This is a genomic window from Terriglobia bacterium, assembly GCA_035712365.1.
Taxonomy (GTDB): domain Bacteria; phylum Acidobacteriota; class Terriglobia; order UBA7540; family UBA7540; genus SCRD01.
Genome location: DASTAW010000015.1, coordinates 79545 through 101324 on the forward strand (window position 1 = coordinate 79545; position 21780 = coordinate 101324).

General features: G+C 58.9%; 17 protein-coding genes. 7 read left to right on the forward strand and 10 right to left on the reverse strand.

Features of this window, described 5'->3' with window-relative positions; genetic code table 11:
* Positions 1-4 precede the first annotated feature (4 nt).
* Both VFQ24_04055 and VFQ24_04060 read right to left on the reverse strand, forming a co-directional pair.
* Positions 5-1747 carry a hypothetical protein gene (locus tag VFQ24_04055; GenBank protein HET9177512.1) on the reverse strand — a complete coding sequence of 581 codons (1743 nt, stop codon included), beginning with the start codon at positions 1745-1747 and terminating at the stop codon, positions 5-7.
* A 38-nt stretch (positions 1748-1785) separates the two neighbouring features.
* Entirely contained in the window at positions 1786-2595 is an 810-nt protein-coding gene (locus tag VFQ24_04060) for a class I SAM-dependent methyltransferase (GenBank protein ID HET9177513.1), read from the reverse strand.
* 402 nt (positions 2596-2997) lie between these two features.
* Here VFQ24_04060 and VFQ24_04065 point away from each other — a divergent pair, with 402 nt between their 5' ends.
* Positions 2998-4608, forward strand: a complete 1611-nt coding sequence (locus tag VFQ24_04065; GenBank protein ID HET9177514.1) for a hypothetical protein — start codon at positions 2998-3000, stop codon at positions 4606-4608.
* Between the two features lie 46 nt (positions 4609-4654).
* On the opposite strand, the gene VFQ24_04070 is transcribed toward VFQ24_04065, so the two are convergent.
* Positions 4655-6130, reverse strand: a complete 1476-nt coding sequence (locus tag VFQ24_04070; GenBank protein HET9177515.1) for an NAD(P)/FAD-dependent oxidoreductase — start codon at positions 6128-6130, stop codon at positions 4655-4657.
* A 313-nt stretch (positions 6131-6443) separates the two neighbouring features.
* On the opposite strand from VFQ24_04070, the gene VFQ24_04075 reads away from it, so the two are divergent.
* Genes VFQ24_04075 through VFQ24_04095 form a run of 5 tightly spaced genes read left to right on the forward strand, consistent with a single transcriptional unit; the run spans position 6444 to position 11746 of the window.
* A complete protein-coding gene (locus VFQ24_04075) occupies positions 6444-7703 on the forward strand; it encodes a glycosyltransferase family 87 protein (protein HET9177516.1) in 1260 nt (419 codons plus the stop codon).
* A 5-nt stretch (positions 7704-7708) separates the two neighbouring features.
* Positions 7709-8482 carry a glycosyltransferase gene (locus tag VFQ24_04080; GenBank protein ID HET9177517.1) on the forward strand — a complete coding sequence of 258 codons (774 nt, stop codon included), beginning with the start codon at positions 7709-7711 and terminating at the stop codon, positions 8480-8482.
* Positions 8482-9612 (forward strand): hypothetical protein, encoded by a 1131-nt coding sequence (locus VFQ24_04085; protein HET9177518.1) that lies wholly within the window; start codon positions 8482-8484, stop codon positions 9610-9612. The genes VFQ24_04080 and VFQ24_04085 overlap by 1 nt, the downstream gene beginning before the upstream one ends.
* Before the next feature lie 50 nt (positions 9613-9662).
* Positions 9663-10715, forward strand: a complete 1053-nt coding sequence (locus tag VFQ24_04090) for a glycosyltransferase family 87 protein (GenBank protein HET9177519.1) — start codon at positions 9663-9665, stop codon at positions 10713-10715.
* Between the two features lie 29 nt (positions 10716-10744).
* Positions 10745-11746, forward strand: coding sequence for an NAD-dependent epimerase/dehydratase family protein (locus VFQ24_04095; GenBank protein ID HET9177520.1), 1002 nt, complete (start codon positions 10745-10747; stop codon positions 11744-11746).
* A 92-nt stretch (positions 11747-11838) separates the two neighbouring features.
* Here the strand turns inward: VFQ24_04095 and VFQ24_04100 are convergent, their stop codons facing one another.
* The 3 genes from VFQ24_04100 to VFQ24_04110 all read right to left on the reverse strand — a co-directional run bounded on the left by VFQ24_04100 (position 11839) and on the right by VFQ24_04110 (position 17353).
* Positions 11839-12273, reverse strand: coding sequence for a GtrA family protein (locus tag VFQ24_04100; protein HET9177521.1), 435 nt, complete (start codon positions 12271-12273; stop codon positions 11839-11841).
* Positions 12274-12533: 260 nt separating this feature from the next.
* Positions 12534-14621, reverse strand: coding sequence for a sulfatase (locus VFQ24_04105; GenBank protein ID HET9177522.1), 2088 nt, complete (start codon positions 14619-14621; stop codon positions 12534-12536).
* A 506-nt stretch (positions 14622-15127) separates the two neighbouring features.
* Positions 15128-17353 carry a TonB-dependent receptor gene (locus VFQ24_04110; GenBank protein HET9177523.1) on the reverse strand — a complete coding sequence of 742 codons (2226 nt, stop codon included), beginning with the start codon at positions 17351-17353 and terminating at the stop codon, positions 15128-15130.
* Between the two features lie 167 nt (positions 17354-17520).
* Between VFQ24_04110 and VFQ24_04115 the strand changes: the two genes are divergently transcribed.
* Positions 17521-17883 (forward strand): hypothetical protein, encoded by a 363-nt coding sequence (locus VFQ24_04115; GenBank protein ID HET9177524.1) that lies wholly within the window; start codon positions 17521-17523, stop codon positions 17881-17883.
* Positions 17884-17975: 92 nt separating this feature from the next.
* Here VFQ24_04115 and VFQ24_04120 read toward each other — a convergent pair whose 3' ends face one another.
* From VFQ24_04120 to pgsA, 4 genes are all read right to left on the reverse strand, one after another.
* Positions 17976-19673, reverse strand: a complete 1698-nt coding sequence (locus VFQ24_04120) for a M56 family metallopeptidase (protein ID HET9177525.1) — start codon at positions 19671-19673, stop codon at positions 17976-17978.
* Positions 19670-20062: a BlaI/MecI/CopY family transcriptional regulator gene (locus VFQ24_04125; GenBank protein ID HET9177526.1), complete on the reverse strand. Its 393-nt coding sequence runs from the start codon at positions 20060-20062 to the stop codon at positions 19670-19672. The genes VFQ24_04120 and VFQ24_04125 overlap by 4 nt, the downstream gene beginning before the upstream one ends.
* A gap of 142 nt (positions 20063-20204) precedes the next feature.
* Complete coding sequence (amrA, locus tag VFQ24_04130) at positions 20205-20807, reverse strand: AmmeMemoRadiSam system protein A (GenBank protein HET9177527.1); 603 nt, start codon at positions 20805-20807, stop codon at positions 20205-20207.
* Positions 20791-21405: a CDP-diacylglycerol--glycerol-3-phosphate 3-phosphatidyltransferase gene (pgsA, locus tag VFQ24_04135; GenBank protein HET9177528.1), complete on the reverse strand. Its 615-nt coding sequence runs from the start codon at positions 21403-21405 to the stop codon at positions 20791-20793. The genes amrA and pgsA overlap by 17 nt, the downstream gene beginning before the upstream one ends.
* Positions 21406-21780: the final 375 nt, after the last annotated feature.

Here is a 21780-nt window from a genome sequence, read left to right on the forward strand (position 1 = left end):
TCCTCTACTTGGCCATGGAGCCGTTCTGCCGCCGCGTGCTTGATTCACCGTCCGCAGCCTCCGGGTAAGGCATCAGTTTTGGCGGGTTGTCGTCAACATTAAGAAGCCAGACTTGCCGGTCCTTGAAATAGCCGATGAGTTCCTTGTTCTTCGCCGAACCCATGTTGTCGGCCCAAACGACTTTGGCCGAGTCAATATCAGCCCGGTTGTAAACCCATCCCGGCCCTGTGATGTCGTCATCAGGGCTATATTGGACGATGACCAACTGACCACCGGGACGCTTCATGAGCCCGTCGAGTATCTCCTCGCGTTCAGTATTCGAGTGTGCCGGCGCGCACCACGACGGAATTGCGGAAATGTGCAGCGGGCCGGCCGCCGCGCGCAGACCTAGCAGCAGCACGCACACCAGTGGAATAGCCCGCGTTATGAAGCGGCCTGCCGTTTTTCCGTACCAGTCTAACGGACGTATGGAGCGCATAGCGAGCAGCACGAGAGCGAGAATCGAGCTTGTAGCCGGGGCGGTATAGTGCTCCTGATAAGTAATGGGCAGCATGTTTGCCAGGACGACGGCCGCACTCACGGCCAGCAGCAGATAGGCTTCCGGACTGACGTCCTTCCATGAAAACCCATATGGCAGGCCCCCCAGCACGAGGACCAATGGAAGTGTGAAGGCAACCCCAAGGTAGAAACTCCAGAACAGGGCCAGCTTTGCCAGGATCTTTAGGGTCAGGGCTGCTGGAGTTCGTGAAGTGTCGTAAAAGGCCGTCTTCATATGAAGAAAGAATCGCTTCAATTCGGGATGATGATATGCGGGAGTATGCCTAAGCGGCTGCCAGGGGAAATTGGGTACGGGATTGTACGTGCGCTCGTAAACCACATACGGTGGACTAAGCGGGTTGCCAGTTGTGCGCCAGAAATAATAGCCCATGCCAACTACGGTCAGGGCCAGCACAGCCAGCAGCGGGACAACGACGCTCTTCAGCGCATACCCGAATTCCGGCCGTTTCAGTTTCCAAAGCCAGGCCAGCAACGCTACGGCGATGGGAATGCTGAAGAACAGGCCTTCATAGGGGCGGCTGTTGGCCAGAATGGCAAAGCCGAGGCCCATCAGCAGGACGTTCCGCACCCGATGTTCCTGCTTCAGCCGCGGAAGAGCTCCCAACACCAGCGCCCCGCCCATCGCCGCCACTGCTCCGCCCCAATAACTGTTGGCCCAGTAGTTAAAACTCCCAAAGCGGATGACGGCCAGGAATCCCCCCAGCAAGGCCCAGCCGGGCGTCAGCCAGCCTTGCAGCATCCAGGTGATGGCGGCGCACATGAGTCCGACGCTCAGCCAGATGCCCCAGAAAGGATGCCCCATCAGCACCTGCCCCGCGGCCATAAAAAGTCCCTGGACAGGCCAGTACTTGGCCGTATAAGTCGGGTGCCAGAGTATGAATGGGGTTTCAAAATGGACCCACATAGGACTGGTGGGATTCGTCAGCCGACCATGAGCAAAAGTGTCCGACAGCAAGAGGTAGCAAAACTCATCATGGACACTGGGCGCAGGAATCGGCAGGATGGGGAGCAGCGCCGCCCGCAATGACATCGCCGAAAGCCCAACCGTAATAATCGAAAGCCTGTGCTGCCGCGCCAGATTGCCGAAGGTCCGCTCCAGAGCGTCAAACCAGCGTGAGCCAAGGTTCGGAACCGTAAGAGCTAGTGCCAGCGCAAGCACAATCAATCCGGCTTCGATCGCAAGAAACATTCGTGTACAGGGCGCCTGACGTGCGGCTGGTCGCCTGATCAGACCAGTTCGGCGTGTCGATTCTCGAGCCTTTCGGTCGCTTCTGTGCAGCCGACTGGGGGCATCTGGGCGGCGACAGGCCGCTTTTGGCATAGCATGAGGATGGACGTTCCCCAGGGCAAACGGACGAACCTCATCAAAAGCCCTTCCGTCTGCAACATCCGCGTGAAAAACCTGTTCAACAAGGGTGGCAGGACCACGTGCGAGGCCTTGGGTGACATTGCATCCTTGGGGAATAAACCACGGAAAAGTCGATAGAACAGGATGGGGAAAAAGACAAAGAAAACAGCATAGCTCCGAAAAATGACCTCATGTCCCGTGCGGTTGAGCTTCATGTGCAATTCCGAGGCGACATACCGCCTGCGATGCATCAGTGCCTCATCGTGCTCGCTCCACAGAAACCGGTACGCCGGGACCGTAACCAGGAGCAGTCCACCCGGCCGAAGCACGCGGCTGAATTCTTCGAGCGTGCGTACATCGTCATCCATGTGCTCCAATACGTCAAAGGCCGTCAGCAAGTCCACGGAGCCATCAGCCAGCGGAAGCGAATGGCCATCAACGCAGCCTGCAGCCAGCCCGCGCGAGACAGCGATCGAGAGCGCCGCCAGCGAACGGTCAAGCCCGGCGACCCAGTCCGCATATTGGGCCAATATCGACAGATTGCGGCCCGTACCGCAGCCAACATCCACCGCAACTCTGCCTCCGGGCGCGAACCGGCGCAGAACGCGATCGATAATCGCGCGGCGGCCCACAAACCACCAATACGTGTCTTCCAGCCCGTGTTCGGCTTCCGTCAGGGAGCTTTTCATCGTACGAAAACCGTTCTACTCCGCTTTGCAGGTTCAAAAAGCATGGCGAGTGGTTAATGTCCCATGCCTCTTTTCCCGTGTCAATTTGGGTCCGTCCAAAGGACCGGATCAGTACTCCCAGCCGCCGCGCTGGGGACTACCTACCGTGGAGCGGGCAGCGGTGGCGCACCGTCCGTTCAACTACATCCCGAAAACTGGCTTCCTGTTTTCCGCGGGACCAGGTCCTCCGTGATTGCTGCCCATTGAGCGCCTCGTTCACACTTCCGCAAGCCCAATTCCCGTTTTGAAACTCATCCGTCGTAGCGTAACATGGCTGAGACCGCGAGACACCGAAAAACGTTTTGGTTAGGAACGCTCCGGTGGACATAAGACGGACGGAAACGTATTGATTGGGGCATCCGCATGCTTGCTTCTCGAACTGGACAAAGCGACAGACCCGCAGCGGGCGGCCTGCTCGTTAACCTGGCCCGAAAGGCCTTCTCCTTTCCCGCGGTCCTCGCCACTTTGTTACTGGCCGGGGCCTTCATGTCCATCGGGGCAGGTGTGGGAAACGTATCCTCGGACCCGTCAGCAGCTTCACAATTCTGGATACGGGGCGACGCCTGGTGGCACCTTGCGATAGGCAGGCAGATCCTCGCTACTCACGCCTGGCCTCATGCGGATGTGTATTCCTTCACGATGCCCGGCAAGCCATGGATCGCCTACGAGTGGCTGGGAGAGGTCGTCATGGCCGCCGCGTGGAAAGCCGGAGGCCTGCGGGGCCTGATGATCTTGCTTACGGCTTTCGCCGGCGCAATATTAATACTGCTCTTCTATTATTGTTACCAGCGCAGCCGGGACCTTACCGCGTCATTTGTAGCTTGTGCGTTGCTCTTGCCGCTGGCTGCACTGTCATTCAGTGTCCAGCCTCAATTGCTGGGTGAGGCGCTTCTGCTGGCCACGCTCATCATCCTGGAGCGATTTCGGCAGGGCCGTCCAAGGCCCTTGTGGGCGCTTCCCCTGCTGTTCCTGATCTGGGTCAACTCTCACGGCACATTCATCCTGGGTTTTGGCGCGCTCGCCATCTATCTGGTGGGCGGCAGCTTGTCTTTTCGTGCCGCAGGGGTCTGGTCTAAGCCCTGGACGCCCGCGCAGCGCCGCCAATTGGGACTGACCATCTTACTCTGCGGGCTGGCCTCGCTGGTGACGCCTTACGGAATTCGTCTGGCCATTTTTCCGGTGCAGTTCATGTCCCTGCAGCCCATCAGCACCAGGATTGTGACGGAGTTCCAGCCTTTGCCGCTTTCCAGCTTCCAGGGAGTGCTCTTTGTTGCCTGTTTATTGTTTTTTTGCGGCGCAATCCTGACCCGCCGGCTGTATTGCCAGTTGCCTGACTTTCTTCTCCTGGCCGTGGCCGCCGGAGGAACATTACTTCACGCGCGGCTCATTGTGCTGTTCGTCCCGGTCTTTGCGCCTTTTTTGGCGGAGCTTTTTGTCCGTTGGCTGCCGGGGCGCCAGGCTCAGAAAGAGCGAACTCTGGTAAATGCTCTGCTCATGGCTTGCATTTTGGCCGGTATCGTGGGGTTCTTTCCCTCGAAATCGAACTTGCAGGAGGTCAGGAAGCTCATAGCGCCGGTTGGCGCGGCCAGCTTCCTGGGCTCTCGCCCGGACATCGAACGGACATACACTTACTACGATTGGGGAAGCTTTCTGCTGTTCGACCTCGGACCCGCTCGCAAGGTCTTCATCGACGGGCGGCTCAACCTTTATGAGCGGGACACGGTTTTCAGCGATTATCTGAACGCCTTATCGACGGAAAACGGATTATGGACCCTGCTGCGAAAGTACGACATTGACTCCTGCCTGGTCCCCCAAGGCACTATGCAAGCGTCTTTGTTGAGCGCCTCGCCCCAGTGGAAGGAGGTTTACCACGACCGCCTCAGCGTTATCTTCGTTAAGACACAGGGGCCGGTACCCACCAGAACAAGAGCTGCTGATCCGTGCAACATTACGAAGACGAAAGGCAGCGTGTAAAGCGTCCCGGTCGCCATCGTGGGCCGCTTGCGGGGCGGGCCGCGCCTCAGGTAGCCACGCTCTCCACCTGGGCTTGCTTGGGGCGGGATTCGGATTCTTTCACTTCCTCGTGATAATCGGGCTCGCTGTTGATGGCCCAGATGTCGTGCCCGGCGCCGCAGATATTCCGAGCGGCGCACAGCGCGGTCATCATGGAATGGTCCTGGTTGTTGTACTTGTGCATCCCGTTTCTGCCGACGAATTGCAGATTTCTCAGGCTGGCGCGCGCATAGGCGCGGATGGTCTCAATGCGTTCTGCCCAGCCTGGATCGTACATCGGGTAGGCCTTTCGCATTCGCACCACAGTGCCATCTTCAATTTCCTCCCGCCGCACCAGCCCAAGCTGCGCAATCTCATTTCGCGCCATCTCGATCAGCTTCTGGTCAGGGCTTGACCACAGCTCATCATTTTCAAAAACGAAATACTCCATTCCCAGGCAGGTTTTGCCCGGGTCTGGAACCATGGCGGGCGACCAGTTCTTGAAATTCTGGATGCGCCCCACCTTCACTCCCGGTTCGTGGACGTAGATCCAGTTGTCAGGCGAGACTTCCTTCCGGTTGACCACCAGGCTGACGATCAGGAAGTCTCTATAGCGAAGGTCGTTTGCCGCCCGCATCACTTCCTCCGGCGGGCGCGGATCGAGCGCGTTCATCAGGTCGCGGATGGGCATCGAGCTCACGAAGTCCGTGCCCTCAAAGTTCTCCTCGCCGTGCGCGCCGCGCGTTACCACGCGCTTCACGGTCCCCGCCTCGTGGCAGATGCGGACCACCGGCCGCTCCATCATCACTGGGTAGCCTTCTCGCCCAAGCTGCTCCGTCAGCGTCTCCCACATCTGCCCCGGACCCCGCTCGGGGTAATTGAATTTGTCGATCAGCGTCTTTGCCTTGGGCGTTTTTGAGGGGAACAGCGCATTCTTCACCGCCCCCATCAACGAGAGGCCTTTGATCCGCTGGGCCGCCCACTCTGCCTGGATCGACGTGCAAGGCACGCCCCACACTTTCTCGGTATAGGTCTTGAAGAAGATCTGATAAAGGCGCTTTCCAAACCGGTTCGAGACCCACTCCTCCAGGTTGTCTTCCTTCGGCGTCGGAAAGAGCGCGGAGCGAAAGTAGCTGAGCAGAATCCGAACGCTTTCGACTGGCCCGAGCCCCAGCAAGGCGTTTTTCGCCACCAGGGGATAAAGAAAGAATTTTCTGCGGTAATAGATGCGCGACAGACGCGGCCGCTGCAGGAACTTGTCTCCCAGCGTCTCCTTCCAGATCTGGTTTACTTCGTCCCATTTGGTAAAGAAGCGGTGCCCGCCGATGTCAAACAGATATCCCTTGTAGTTCACCGTGCGCGAAATGCCGCCCACCTGCTTGTCCGCTTCCAGGACCATTGCCGGGACGTTATGCCTCGACAATTCCAGCGCAGCCGTCAGCCCCGCCGGCCCCGCCCCAATAATGACAACCGACTTCCCCTTTGCCGCCTCACCCTGTTTCACCGCATCTCCTAAGCGAATGTCCCACACTGGCGACCCATATGTCAATTGCCTGCGCCAGTGCCTGAAGCTCTGTAACCTATTGAAAATCCAGCCCTGGAACAAGTGATACCTTTTGATGACACCTGCGGCCTCGCTCTGGATTCAAATCGCTGATAATAACTGGGTTAGCAATAACCGGCAAAGTGGCCTACGAATTGCCTATTGCCTCTTTGGGTTGCACTGGGCGTCCAGCGGCACAGAGTTCGGGTACAGCTTTAACGGCGAGACAAAAAGGATGCGTTCAGGGCTTCGGTCGGAGATCAGCATAAGCAATTTGCGCGATTTGGCGAATCGCTCAAACGACTGGCCGCGCACCCTGCCGCTCCTGGGAGCGGCTTTCTGTTTGCTGGTTTACTACTTCACGATCATCCTCCAGACTCTGGCAAGTTTCAAAAGCGCTTTGCCTCTATATGACTACGGTTCGCTGTACGCTTCCGTGTACGCCTGGGTCCATCACCTGAACCCATACCTCGACTACCCTCTAACTTATCACCCTGCGCTTGACGTTAGAGGCATGTTCGTTCCGGCGGTTAATTTGAATCCGCCGGTCAGCCTCTATCTGTTTCGGCCCATTATTGCCGTCGGGCCCATTGCCAGCGCCGAGTTGTGGGCCCTGATCTCGGTCTGCCTCTTTATTGTTTCCGTGGCCCTCATCATCCGGGCAAATCCCAATCCGGCCCTTAGGACCCGAATCCTGCTGGTCCTGGGAATGGGTGGGGTCTGGTATACGTTTGAACTGGGCCAGATGTATATGGTACTGCTTCTGCTCACCGTCGTCGCGTGGCTGGCATTCAGGAGAAACGCCTTCGTCACCGCCGGGCTGGCGATTGGTGTCCTTTGTGCGCTCAAGCCCACCTTCCTGGTCTGGCCGGTCTTGCTGATTCTGTCCCGGCACAGAAAAGCTGGTATTTCGGCCCTCCTGACGTTTGCAACTGCTTCAGTGCTTCCGCTGGCTTCGGGCGACGGCGTAGAACTCTACCGGCTCTGGGCAGCGGCCTGCAAGGGCTTCCGGGGAATTCCACTGCCGACCAATTCCGCCATCGTCGCAATGTTCGCGCGGCTTGATCCCTACACCGGAATTACCCACTACTACAGAGACCTGGGTTACGCTTTGACAATTATTATGCTGCTGGCGGTTGCATGGATTGCTTTCAGCAAGGCGCCGGACATTTACAGGATATCGGAAATTGCTTTGATTGTTTCATTGCTGGCCGGGCCAGTCAGTTGGCTGGGTTATACGGTGGTGCTGATTCCCATGTTGTACGAAAGGCAACTGAATGCGCTCATGAGGATCGGCTGGATCATCCTTTGCATCCCTTTGCACGTGCTTGCCTGGATCGCACTGAGTTCTCCCGCGCAGTTCGCGATTGCCGGTTCCCCTTACTTTTACGGCCTGGCGCTCATAGGCGCCTCTCTGATTTACGAGCTGTACGAGAAGCAACAGGAGAGGCTGGTTCTTTCCCCAGCCGAAGCGCCGGTGCCGTGTCGTTCTGTGCCGTTAAACGAAACAGCACTGGAGGCGTCGTGGGAGTAGACCCGATGTCATCTGATGTGTCACTGAACAAGCTGGCGGACATAAGCCTCGGCGTCGCCTGCCCCATGGCCAATGAGGGCACAGAAGCTGTGCGCTTCGTTCGTGAAGTATTGGAGCAATGCCACGGTTTCCGCAGCGTCAGATTTTTTGCCGTGCTGGACAAGGCAACCACAGATAATACTCTCGAACTTCTGCGCGAGTATGCCATCACCGAGCCCCGTCTGCAGGTTGTCTGGTCCCCGGAAAACCGATGTGTTGTGGATGCGTATGTCCGCGGCTATCGCGAGGCGCTCGCAGCCGGCTCCGACTGGATCCTTGAAATCGACGCCGGATTCAGCCACAGGCCTGCTGACATCCCGCAGTTTTTCGCCGCCATGCAGCAGGGATATGACTGCGTTTTTGGCAGTCGTTTCATGCCGGGCGGCGGCATCCGCAAAAGTTCATGGAAGCGCTATCTCATCAGCCGCTGCGGAACAACCCTGACGAACCTGATGATGGGCACGCGCCTGAATGACATGACCAGCGGATTCGAGATGTTCTCGCGCCCCGCGCTCCAACTCGTTTTGGAACACGGCATCCGTTCGCGGGCGCATTTCTTCCAGACTGAAATCAAAGTTTATTGCCGCGATCTCAAGATTACGGAAGTCCCCATTCAATACCAGGCGGCCAGTCCCCGGCTGCACGGCAGCGCGGTCAGAGAGGCGCTTGCGCAGTTGTGGCGCCTGTACCGGCTGCGTGCCACCGACGTTTCCGGCAATCCTCAAGAGGGAGTCCTTTGATGCAACCTGAGGCAGTTCTGGTGATGTCCACCATCGCCGACCCTGTGATCCTGGAAGATTACTTTCGCAATTTCGAGCGCTTCGGGTATCTGGACCGCACCGTTGCCATTGTCATTCCCGACCGCAAAACTCCTGCCGCCGCCTACGACCGTTGCAGGGACCTCACCCGAAGGGGATTAAAGACATTCTGCCCTACCCTCGACGAACAGGAAATCTACCTGAACAAATTCAATGGGCTGGGCAAGCTGATCCCCTACAATTCCGACAATCGCCGCAACGTCGGTTTCCTGTTCGCCCTCGAGTCAGGGGCCCCGGTCATGCTGTCGATCGATGACGATAATTGGTGCCTTCCGGACGAAGATTTTGTGAAGGCCCACAGCATCGTCCTTGGGGAGCCAACCGCGGAATGCGAAGTCTCGAGCGAAAATCGCTGGTTCAACATCTGCGACATGCTGGAAACTGAACCCCACGTCACCGTTTATCCACGAGGCTTTCCCTATTTTGCGCGCCATCAACAGCCCAGGATTTCGCGGGCCGTCGAGAAAGGGCGGGTCCACATGAACGCCGGCCTTTGGCTCAGCGAGCCGGATATGGACGCCATGACGTGGCTGATTGCGCCGGTGCGGGCGTCGGCCATGCGTGGCAGCTCTGTACTGCTCAGTGATTCGGCATGGTCGCCCATCAATACCCAAAACACAGCCGTCCATCGCGATGTCATCATTTCCTACTATTTCCTGCGAATGGGATACCCGCTTGCAGGCACGCCGATTGACCGCTACGGCGACATCTTCAGCGGTTACTTCAGCCAGGCTTGCGTCCGCCATCTGGGATACAAGTTAAGAGTCGGCAGTCCGCTTGCCGAGCACCGAAGAAACTCCCACAACTACATGCGCGACGCCGCAAACGAATTCGCCTGTATCTGGGCGCTGGAAGATATCACCCAGTGGCTCGTCGATACAAAGCTCGAAGGGAGCAATTACGGGGACGCTTACGCGTCCCTCGCGGACAAGCTTGAAGATGCGGTTGAAGGTTTCTCAGGCACGATTTGGAACCAGGCCACACGCGGATATTTCCATCAGACGGCTTACCTGATGCGCAGGTGGATTGCCGCCTGCCGAATGATTTCTTGACCCGGCTGTGGGAGCCGCAAGTGCGGCGCCCGAGCCTGGTGGAGAGGAGAATGAAAACGAAAAACGGGATGCGCTGGACGGCGGCTGGGGCAATCATTGCGGGCGCGACGGCGGCGCTGCTGGTGGTTCCATCCGCACGCATCCCCACCGGCTCCGACTTTGCGGTGTCCTACGAGGCGGGGATGCGCCTGCGCACCGGCCACGCGCTCGCGCTTGCGCTCTATGATTCGCGCGTCTATCCGCCGCACTTGCCATTTCTGCGCGCCCCGTGGCAGGCGTTGGAATTTTTGCCGCTCACATGGCTTCCATTTTCGGCCGCTTTCCTGCTCTGGTCAGCGCTGAATCTGGCGCTGGTGATGGCGGCCTTCTGGACGCTGCGTACGCGCCTGGCGGCGATGAGCGCATCAGCATGGCTCGCGACAGCGTCGTTCCTGGCTCTTCCCCTGGCCTGGATGGTTAAATCCGGCCACGACATTGGCGTGTTTGTTCTCCTCATAACCCTGGCGCTGTCCGCGATCAGGAGAGGGCGTGACGAACGGGCCGGCATTTTGCTTGGCCTTGCCTCGATGGGCCTTCATCTGCTCTTGCCAGCGCTGCTTTTCCTGGCTTGGCGGCGGCGCTGGCGGGTGCTGTGGTCCGTCGTGGTAACCGGAACGTTTCTGTTTGCGCTCTCCACCGCCATTGCCGGGCCAGGCTGGCCTGAAGCTTGCTGGCGGGCCCAAACCGTTGCAGGCGCGGTTTATTACGGCCCGCTGACCGTGCACGGGCTTCTGACTGCCCTGGGTGCGGCGCACTGGGCCGCGCCTGTGCTTGCCGCTGGTCTCGTGTTCGCGTTCGCCGCAGTTCGCGGATTGCGCGACGACCGGGCTGTGGCGTGGCTGGTGGTTGGAGCAGTGATTTTCAACTGGCACGCCTTTGCCTACGATTACCTGGCGGCGCTGCCGGCGCTCATTCATCCGCGCGCCTTCGCCGGCTTGCGCTGGCCGGCACCGCGCCGCATGCTTCCTTGGCTTGCGGGGAGAGGGCGGCGCCCGGCGCTCCCGCAGCCGTGTCAGCAATTTGTCCATGAAACGTCAGTCGATCATTTCGAAGGATATGTATGAGGCGACCCTTATTTGTAAAAGGAGGATCTATGGCAGCGAAGCAAGCATTGGTATGTGGAGCAGGAGGCTTTATCGGCAGCCATCTGGTGAGGCGGCTCAAGCGGGAAGGATATTGGGTCCGCGGCGTGGATATTAAGCGGCCTGAATTCAGCCCGACGGCAGCCGACAGTTTTGTCCAGGGCGATCTTCGTGACGCCTCAACCTGGCAGGAGATTCTGGACCGTCCCTTTGACGAGGCCTACCAGCTCGCGGCCGATATGGGCGGCGCCGGTTTTGTCTTCAGCGGCGCGAATGACGCTGAAATCATGCACAATTCCTGCATGATCAACCTCCACATGGCCAGCTTCGGCGTCGAGCGCAAGGTGAAGAAGATTTTCTATTCCTCTTCCGCGTGCATGTATCCCGCCTACAACCAGGAAGACCCTGACAACCCCAACTGCGCGGAGTCCAGCGCCTACCCGGCGGCCCCGGACAGCGAGTATGGATGGGAGAAACTATTCAGCGAGCGGATTTACTTCGCATTTGCCAGGAACCATGGGCTGAATGTGCGCGTGGCGCGCTTCCACAACATATTCGGCCCTGAAGGAACCTGGTGCGGCGGGCGCGAAAAAGCCCCCGCCGCTCTCTGCCGGAAGGTCGCAGAACAACCCAAAGGCGGTGAGATTGAAATATGGGGCGACGGCCGGCAGACCCGTTCATTTCTATACATCGACGAGTGTCTTGAGGGAATATCCCGCCTGATGCAGTCAGATACTTTTTGCGGACCGGTAAATATCGGCTCCGACGAGATGGTAACCATCAACGCGATGGCTCAGATGGTTATGGAGATCACCGGCAAGAAGCTCAGCATCAAGCACATTTCCGGCCCTCTCGGCGTGCGCGGCCGGAACTCTGACAATCGGTTGATCCGTGAGAAGCTCGGCTGGGCACCTTCTCAGCCACTTAGGAACGGGCTGGAAAAAACCTACGGCTGGATACTTGCACAAGTGGAAGCTCAACGGCTGGTTCCTGCCGGAAACACGGCGCGCTAAGAAAACCCGCCCATCTGCCGCTTCTGCTCCTCCGTGTCCGGGAAACGATTAAGGCCGGCTTCGGAGGAGCCAGGCAATGTTCCTGTCAAAAGCTAGCGATACAGAACGAGTTTTCGTGCGCCAAAGTTCCACGCCAGGACCACGGCGGCGCTCACACCTTTGGCAATCAGATAATAAATGCCCAGTTTGGATTGAAAGAACCACAGGATGAGTTCGTTTAGAATTAATCCGACCACTCCGATGAGAGTGAAAATCGTCAATTCCGCCGACCTGTTGTTCATCGTACGGCGCTCAAATACCCAACTGCCGCTTAGGAAGTAATTCACAATCGTTCCGAGACAGAACCCGATGGGCGCCGAAATCAGATAGTGGACGCCCGCAAAGCGTGTCAGCGAAAACAGAGTTGAGGCATCACAGACGGTCGAGAACCCTCCGACCAGGACGTAGCGGTAGAATTCGCCCCGGACCCCGCTCGTCGCGCCCACGGGCAGCATTGGACCACCGGCAATTCGCCGTTCAGGGGTCATCCGCATCGTCCTACTGAGGATTACAAAATATGGTGACAAGATCACTTGTAGCGCCGTCCCGGCGGCAATTTTCAGGGCCGGTCCCGCTGGGCGGGACCGGCGCTACGGAAATCCGTCACTCTATTATGCAATCCTCATTAAGCTAACCTCACTTTCTCTGCAGCGCAATCACCTTCCGCCACCTTCCGCCAGGCGAGAGGCGTCCACACGCACTTCTGTCAGTCAATCTTCAATAAAGGAGATTCAAAAGCCCGCTTTGGCTATTGATAAGGCAGGCTCCGCATCAGTTCACGCTCAGCCTGCGTGGGACGGGTGGGCGCGGATTCCTCGGGTTTGAAAAATGCCTGCGCCATGCCGATGCGATATTTCGCGGCACCCGGCTCGAACGGTTGAGGACGAAGAAGGCTGAGCCGGGCCGGCCCCGACACCGAATCCAGGGCGTCGAGATACTGCGGGCCGCGCCAGGGACCGACGGCATCGCTGACCAGATCGACGAGGCGCGAGCGAATCTCCTCCAGCGTGGCCTGTTCGCCGGCAGCAGCGGATAGGTTTTGTTGTTCTCTTGGATCAGCTTTCCAGTTGTAAAGCTCCTGGCGGCCATCGCGATGTTCGATGTATTGCCACTGGGGCGTGGTCAGGCTGACCGATGGGCGCAGTGCGCCCGAATCGAAAACGGGAACCAATTCTGAAACAACCGCGTCGTCGAACGGCGATGGCTTGAAATCAGGCTTCCAGAACCTTGCCAGGCTGGTGCGGCTGAAAGGCGTGTTCCCACGGCCAGCCAGATCCAACACAGTGGAAAACAACTGGCGAGTCCCCACCACGTGGCTGGTGCGCATATCCTGCGGAACTCCCGGCCCCGCGATGGCCAAAGGAACGTGGAGCAGTTGGCGGTAAAGGTCAAAACCATGCTCATAGCTCCCATGGCCGCCAAATGCCTCGCCGTGGTCTGAGGTGATAATCACGATGGTGTTCGTCCATTGGGGCGAATTGCGCAGGAATGCCAGAAGTTCACCCACCTGGCTGTCCAGGTAGGCAAGGCAATTGTCGTAACCTGCAATCATGGACTCCCGCTCACTCGGGCTGAACTCATATGACGCGCCCGTCTCTCCGGCAAAACGCACTTTGCGAGCGACGTCCCTCGATACTCTGCCAAAGCGGCCCTCATAAGGCCCCGTCGTGAAGTAAGGGTCGTGGGTGTCAATATAATTGATGAAAAGAAAGTACGGACGGTCTGAACGACGCCGATGCCAGCGATAGACGCTCCGATTAATCTCATGCGCGCCGCGGCGATCGAATGAGTCGTAACGCCAGAAGGTTTGGTACAGGGGCTGCAGAATGACGTTTCCTAGAAATGCCTGGGCAAGGTTATGGCGGAGAAACGAACTGTTGTCGTCATAAGTCTCGAACCCCTGGGCAATTCCCCAACCCTTCTGTAAGTAATACTCGTTCGCCGCAAAGCCCGCCGTCTCGTAACCCCGCGACCGCAGGATTTCTGCAAGGGTCCAGGGGTTCGATGCCAAAGGAACGGCCCAGTCTGCCCCCTGCTGCTGGGGCAGCAGGCCGGTGAACATGGAGGAGTGCGATGCGAGCGTCCAGGAAGTCGGTGCGATGGCGTTCTCAAACAGCACGCCGCTGCGCGCAAAGCGGTCAATGTTCGGCGTGGTGGGCCGCGAATAGCCGTAGGACGATAGATGGTCGGCGCGGACCGTATCGAGCGTGATAAAGACGATGTTGGGCGCGCCTTGTGGCGGCGCGACCGCCTGCACCGGAGTTCCTGAGAAAGTCGGTCGATCTACAAAAGCCCCGATCGCAGCAGTTGCAATCATCGCGAAAGCGGCAAGCACGCGGGCCAGCGGCTTCAGCATCTTGTTCAGCCAGCGGTCCCCAAACGCAGCAAGCCGGTGCCAGACGACCGCAAGGACCACAAACGACACCACCGTCACAGGAACGAACACTGCCAACGGAGAAACGATCTCCATCTGGAGATCGAAGGGATGGAGGCCAATCTCCCGGTGGAACCACGCCAGCATGAGCGTTACAAACGTGACCGTAATGCCTGCGCCGGCGGCCGCAAACACTTCCTTGTGCGCGGTGCGGCTGGCCAGGAAGCCCAGGCCGAGACCCACCAGAGCAAAGAAGAGCATGTCCACCAGCGGCGCCAGGAACCAGATCACCCATCCAACGTCCGGCGCCAGCAGCGGGATGACGCGAGGCGTCGTCCACAGAAGCGCCGCTTCCACAAGCCCGATCAGCAGTCCCAGAAAGGCGCTGACGACGAGAAATCGGGAAACGGTCCCGGCGCGGCGGCCCACAATCTCTTCGGGTTGGTTCTGTTGACGCTTCATTCAGCCGATCTTGCCCTGTCCAGCTAATAACCATCAAAGCAAATCTCGAATTAGAGTGGCATCCCGCGCCTGCGCGTTCAATGGAACCTGGGTTCTAGGCCTAAAGTCTGGCAGTAGCACAGGCACTCTTGCCTGTGTTTCTCTCCTTAGCTCTGGTAGTGGCACAGGCACCCTTGCCTGTGTCCTTACACCCCCCTTGCAAAGGGCTGTTTTTCTTTGTTCAACGCGGCCCCGAAAATCGCCCACTGAACAACCAGCCGGAGACGAAGCATAAACGGGGGCCTCCGGAACGGCCGGGTGGGCTTTCATGTAGCCTGTTTGGCCGCGCCAGGCATCCGGAAGGGAAAGGCGAGACCGCCAAAACCGGCCGCCATTCTACTCCTGGAGCCGGAATGCGCCCAGGCTGGCGCGCGTGGCTTCAGGCGGGTCGGCCAGCGGGGCTCCGAAGTCCGCCGGAGCAGCGTGACGCCCGGTCGCTACAGCGCCGCAGCGTGTTAGTCAAGTGCTTAGAAATGAAAACGGTAGCGCACTTCCACGTAGACCTCGCGCGGGTAGGCGTAGTGCGTTCCGCCAAAGGTGTTGCTGTTGTCGATCAGGTAGCGGCGGTCGGCGAGGTTGAGGGCGTTCACAGCCAGGGACCAGTCCTTCCCGAACCGCTTGCCGAGGGAGAGCCCGAGGGTGGCGTGGCTGGGCAGGTGGGCGGGGCCGTCGCCGTTCAGGAAACCAGAACCGTAGGCTATCACCGCCGTCGCCCAGGCCCGCCCCGGCAGCCCGCTGCTCCCCACAATACTCAAAGTATTGCGCTGATCATGATCAAGAAAAAAGAAGCCTTCTTCCGGCGGTTCGAAGTCAGTAAGACCTCCAGTGACGGCGCCAAAGCCCTGCACAAACTGGTGCGACCAGGCCACGTGAACTCTCGCGCGGCCAAGAATTTCGGGCGAGCGCAACGTGGACTCCCAGCCCTGGATGCGCGCTCCCTGAATGGTGAGCGGCAGAAAAATGTTGGAGCTGCCAATCTCATCGTGATCAAAAAAGTTGCGGGCGCGCGTGCGGAAAATGTCCGCGTCGAGCGTCCACTTGCGCAGCGGAATGGTAATGCCGGCCTGATACTGCTCATCGCGCTCGGCGTGCAGAGGGAGAAAGGCGACGCCCTCCTCGAGCGCGAACTGCTCGAGCGGCCCGGAGAAGGTGTCGAGCGGCGGAGGCTGAAGATACCGCCCGTAGAAGCCTCGCAGGATCCAGCCAAGTCGAGGCACACGGATGGCGGCCCCTACGCGCGGGTCAATCCCATTCTCCTGCAGCAGACCTGAATAGTGCGTCAGCCGGAGGCCGCCGTTGAGCGACAGCCAGGATGTCAGTTGAAACTGGTCCTGCAAGAATGCAGCTTCCATATTGCCAAAAGGCTTGTAGCGCTGCCGGATGGGCGGCCGCCCGGTCGCCTCGGCAGGAGCGAGACCGAAAAAGGTGTCATCACGCTGGCCAAAGCCTTCAACTCCAAACTGCGCGTTGTGCTTTCCCTTCACTACTCCCAATGTCGCCAGGCCACCGACGTATTGAGAACTGCGATTGTTGTTCAGAATGAAGGGCGTGTCATCGGGGCCGCCCACGAAATTCGCCCGGTTGAAGTGATAGAAAGGGGAGAGGGTCAGCAGCATTCCAGGACCAAAAGTATGCACCCATGAGAAGTTGACGAAGGCGTCGCGCTCCAGGTCAAGATCACGCACTCCCGCGCTTTGCTGCTCGGGAGTATTGGGAATCTGGTAGTGGTCTCCGCGCGCAGAAGCCACCAGCCGCAACTGGTCCTCGGGTGTGGCATTGAAAATGAATGTGCCAAACCCTCCCACGCCGCTGTTCATGGCGTGGATCGCCTGCGGGACCGGCGTCATCAGCCCGAGGTCAGAGCGGCTGCCGGTCAGGCTCCCGAACCAGGCCAGGCGATCAGTGTGGCTGCCCAGGCTAAGCTGGTTGTTCGTCTGGTTAAAGCTTCCGTAGCTGGCTACGAGTTCACCCTCGCTGTTGTACTCGAATCCCGTGCGCGGGACCACATTGAATACGCCGTAGGTGCGGTCGCCGTATTCGGAGGAATATCCACCCGTCTTGATTTCGACGTAGTCGGCATCTTTCGGGTCAAACTGCGGACCCACGTTGCTGGCGATGTTGGTGTTGGGGACGGGAACGCCGTCCACTTCCCAGCTCACCTGATGCCCGCCGCGCACGTGGAGCTGATCGTGGACCATATAGGCTCCGGGAACATAGTCCGTAACCATCGCCAGACTGTTGGTGCGGTCTGCGCCGGGAGTGCGAGCGATCCTCTCGCGGTCAACAGTTGTCTCTGTGGACGCCGCCTGGGTATTTATATTCTCGGGCGCGGCGGAAACGCTGACACTCTCCTTCGCCGCCGCGATCTCCAGCGCGAAATGGAAAATCGGGGCGGCGCCGGAACTCACCGTTATGGACTGTTCCCTGGACTGAAATCCTTGCGCCTGCACTGACAGGGCGTACACACCCGCCGGTACCGCACTGAACTCGAATTCGCCATCGGGGTTCGTATGGGCGGTCTTCGACCATGCCGCGCCGCCGGCCCGAATGACGACCTGGGCGTTTGGAATGGGACGGTGCTGCGGATCGTGGACGATTCCGCGAACGTTCCCAAAAATTGCCGCATATGCGGGCCATGCAAGGCTCAAGCTCAAGGCCAAAGCCGGCAAAGCCAGGGACCTGATAAACCTCATGTAAAACACTCCCTCCCGAAAACAGATGGACTCCCGCGTGAACGCGCGTAAAGATGCGCCAGCGCACCTAAACCTTCGCTTTTGGAATTGGTTTTTTCGGTTAGCTGGAGAAAGGTCTGGGAGGCGGATCAGGAACCCGGCTATCAGGAGCAGGCCAAAAGATAAAGTTGCCGCCGCCCCAATTGAGCGAGGCCGGCAGCACGAAGTGGAGCTTCGCTTGCGGCAGACTGAAGAGCAGATCGGCGTGCGAGGCCAGCATCAATGATGCCGCAGGCGGCGACAGTGAACAGGAGCAAGCTACAGCGCGCCGGACCGGGCTTGCATTTGAGGCGCTGTTCGACTCCGGTCCCATGCGCATTGGGGCGCCATGCTTCATCATCGAGCACATTCCGCTGTCCATGCAGCAATGGCACGTGCAGGCAGACTGGCAGGGCGCAGCGGTTCCCTTCACCGGGAGTAACATATGGAAGGAACCCCACATGCCCATCGCCACGAGCAATGTCCCGAAGAATCCCCTGATCACGATTTGATCAGTATAACACCGGGAAGGCCATCCCGAAGTCCGTGCGCGGCCGTCCACCGCAGCCAGGCCTCGGAGAAGTATTCTTCTGGCCAGGGCAGCCTACTGATCCAGCCGAAAAACCACCGTGATGGTGGTCGCAACTTCCACTGGCTCCCCGTTCAAGAGCGTCGGCTGGTAATGCCACTGGCGGACAGCATCCATGGCAGATTTAATCAGGGCAGGATCAGCGCCATTGTAGGGAGAAAGCGAAAGGATCTGGCCGCTTGTCCCGATCACAGCCCGCATAATGACGCTGCCTTCAATTCCCTGCTCCTCGGCGCTGGGGGGATAAACAGGATGAGTCTTCTTTATTAGCTTGGGCGCCTGAACCAAGCCGCCGACCCGGATGCGTCGTGGCGCGTGCTGCGGCTTGGACGCAGTCCCTGCCGGCCTATGCCCGGTCACGAGGACCGTCTGTGTCACTTCTCCGATGTCCAGAGAGATGTTTTCGTTAAACCGACGTGAGGACGCCAGTTCCAGAATCGGGATTCTTTTACGGACGAAGCCAGGCTTGGAAATTTCAAGCTGATAGCTTCCGGGCTGAACTCCTGGGAAGCTGAACGTCCCATCTTCTCCTGTCTGGATTTCGACCTGCTCATGTGATTGAGTGTTGGTGAGGGTGACTCCCGCGTCTGGAACAACAGCTCCACTGGGGTCGTGCACGGTTCCTGAAATACTTCCGGTGTCGTTCTTAGCCGTGGCATGGATCACCGCCGCCGGCACAAGCAACGCCATTGTGAGAACTGCGGCAAAAAGAACCCGGCTTGCAGCCAAGGGCTTGTGATTAATTTTGGGATCAAGCAACGCCTTCATACGGACCTCCAATTGAGAGGATTCGGCCATGGCGATACCTGTTGACCACGCTGGAGTGATGTTCCGCAGGCTGCGGCACAACATTACGAGAAATTCGGCGTAATCTGCCGCCGGATGACCCAGATTCAGGACCATGTCATCACACGCTCGTTCTCGCTCCTTGCGCATCTGAAAAGCCGCAAGCCAGACCAGAGGATGAAACCAGAACAATGCGCAGGCAACCTGTGCCGGAATCTGCGTCAGACAATCATGTCGAGCGACGTGGGCCAGCTCGTGCGCCAGCACGAACTCGAGCCGCTCGCCCTTCCACTCACCGGCTTCCTCCGGCAGGAAGATGGCCGGTCGGAAGAATCCCCTGGTAAACGGAATTCCAATTTCCGCACCGGTCCGAAGCTCAACAGCACGTGAAATACGCAGACGCTGGAGGTCGCTCTTCAGAGCTGAAAGCGCCTGGCTGGATTGACATAGTCGCGACCGCCCGGCAAGACTGCGGACACACGACTGCCCGACCACCATTCGCGCCATACAGAACAATGACCCAAGCGCCCATACGACCAGAAGCACGCCGGGCCATACCGGCTTGGCCGGACTTGGCACCACAGCAACTGGAACGAGGTGGTCCTCCGGCGGCTCCGCCGATCGCTCGCGATAAATACTCGTTACCTCGCTGGCGATGCCAGATTGAGCCGACGGAAAGACAGGGACTTCCCACGCCGGAAACGCCAGCGCAAAAATCGGCAAAGCCAGCACCGCACACAGCGAGAGGGTCCAGACGAGATGACGGCCCGCCGCCGAGGCGCGTCGCAGTACCAGAACCAACGCAAACGCCGTGAGCAACAGGATTGTCACTTTGACGAGAACTTCCGAAACAGGCGCCCAGGACCATCCAGACCAGCCCGAGAAAAGCTGAAGCACTCGCACAGCTAAATGAACCACCGCTGTCATGAGCCACCATTCTTTCGAGCCTGCTCGATCAGGCCTGCAATTCGGTCAAGTTCTTCCTCGGAAAGGCCCGCCGCGGAAGAATCCAGCAGGGCCGCCACGGCCTGCGCGGCTGAGCCGTCGAAGAATGTATCCACCACGTGCCGCAAAGCCCTGCGCCGTACGCGACCGCGCGGCGCGGTGGGGATGTAGACGTAGCGCAGGTCCTTTTCTTCGTGCCGCACGTGCCCCTTCTCCTCCAGAATACGCAGCAGCGCCCGCACTGCCGAATAGCTGGGAGCATTGGGAAGGGACTCGCGGATTTCAGCCGCGGAGGCCCGTTGGCGCTGATAAAGGACATCCATGATCTGGCGTTCGCGGCGGCTGAGTTTGTGATGTTCGTTTTGGGTCATCCGCCCCTCTTTCTGCTAATCTATTAGCAACGTGCTAAAATATTAGCATTCCCAGGGTGGATGTCAAGCTCTTTTTCCGGCCGCCTTCCTGGAGGATGATCTCTAGGAACAACGGGAGAAACCGCTTGCAAGGCAACCGTGCTCAGTTGGCCGTAATGTGCCGGATTTTGTCCTGAGAGGGTGACTGGACGGCGGGACCAGGCGGTTCTTCAAACACCTCCGCCGTGAACGCCTCGATTCGAGCGCTTTGTTTCCAGGCATCGGCGGGCAGTCCCGCCTTCAGGCAGGTTTGTTCCAGAAACTGCTCACGGTCCCAGTTCCAGGTAACAGGAACCTGTGGCAGAAGCAGGCCGCGCCGGGAGCCCCGGCTGACAATCAGCCCGTGCTCTCCGATCACAATCTGATCGGGAGCCATTTGTTCTGGCATACTGAGGATGGAAATTTCCAGGTGCAGCAAGGGCGTTTCATCAGGCGTGACGGGCCGGAACCGGGGATCAGTCAGTGCAGCGGCTACGGCGCATTCCTGGACGGTTTTGTAGAGGGGCGCAGAAGTCTGTACATGCCCGATGCAACCTCGAAGTTCTCCGTGCTTGCGCAGAGTAACAAAAGCTCCGCGACATTCCAGGAGGGCCGGCGCAGGTTGCGGAAGTTCTTTGGGCTCCGTGACCCCGCCAACGCCGTCTTCCAGGGCCTGCCGGGCCAGCCGGAGCAGAGTTTTCCGGTCCTCTTCAATGAGCGGCGACATCTTTCTCACCCTCTTTATCCTTGCCGCCCGGAATAACAACCAGTTGTCCGGGACTCTGGTGCTTCAGGCGGGCTTCCATCTTCCTGCGAAAATCCCAGAAATATTGCGTGCCTGAAATAAGCGCGAACACTACAACCGCCCAGAGCAGGAGCATGCCCGCGAGGAAGGTGGATGGGAACCGGGGTTCAAGGGTTATCACACTGATGGCCGCCACCTGCAGGACCATTTTCGTTTTGCCAAGCTCCGAAGCCTGGAGCAGAATTCCCTGGACGGAGGCGATTGACCGGAGCCCGGTAACCGCCAGTTCGCGCCCCACGATGATGACCACCATCCAGGCCGGGACCAGGTGCAGCCATACCAGTGAAATAAACGCGGATGCCGTCAGCAGCTTGTCGGCCAGCGGATCCAGCAGGATTCCCATTGCCGTCACCTGCCCCCGCTTCCGTGCCAGGTATCCGTCCAGCAGGTCGGTGGCTGACGCCAGCAGGAATACCACCACGGCCCAGATGTCCATGTTGTTCCCCTTCGTCAACAACAGGACGACAATGAGAGGAACGAAAAAGATCCTCAGGACCGTCAGTGAGAGGGGCAAATTCATATCAATTGGAGTTGCATCCCGGCGGAATTCTAAGGAGAATAGGCTCTCTCGCCAAGGTATTCCATGGATTTCAGCAGGGAGCCGGACTGACACCCCCACTATAGCCAAGGCGATGCGGAGTGTCAACGGAACTAACTAATCCCGCGCAAACATTTTTTGGAAGCCCATCGTATCGCAAATCGTCTGCAGGCTGAAGCTGAATTCGCCTCCGCTGCACCGCGCCCGCAAATTCTGATTCAGTCGCCCCGCGCCCGGCCACGCTGCCCTTCGAAGTTCGACGCAGCCGCGTTCAGAGGTTGCAATTCCCAGGCCACGCGCCCGTCAAAGCCGCTGCGGCGCAGACCCAATCGGGACGGCCAGTACACCTCTTCACCG